Consider the following 229-nt stretch of genomic DNA (forward strand, 5'->3'; position numbering starts at 1 on the left):
TGTTAATATAAAGAACAGCATTTGGGGCTGTAGCTCAGCTGGTTAGAGCACCGTGTTGATAACGCGGGGGTCGTTGGTTCGAGTCCAACCAGCCCTACCAGTTTCTGTAGTAAATCTCAGGGGGATTAGCTCAGCTGGGAGAGCACCTGCTTTGCAAGCAGGGGGTCGTCGGTTCGATCCCGTCATCCTCCACCAAAAGTTCAAACGTAAATCAGTGTTGAGTTCAACA

At 50.2% G+C, this 229-nt stretch carries 2 tRNA genes; both read left to right on the plus strand.

Features of this window, described 5'->3' with window-relative positions:
• Positions 1–23 precede the first annotated feature (23 nt).
• Positions 24–100 (plus strand) — tRNA-Ile (locus tag KO539_RS29990).
• 19 nt (positions 101–119) lie between these two features.
• Positions 120–195 (plus strand) — tRNA-Ala (locus KO539_RS29995).
• Positions 196–229 lie beyond the last annotated feature (34 nt).

The sequence above is a fragment of the Janthinobacterium sp. NKUCC06_STL genome, from assembly GCF_019345455.1.
GTDB classification, from domain to species: domain Bacteria; phylum Pseudomonadota; class Gammaproteobacteria; order Burkholderiales; family Burkholderiaceae_D; genus Janthinobacterium; species Janthinobacterium rivuli.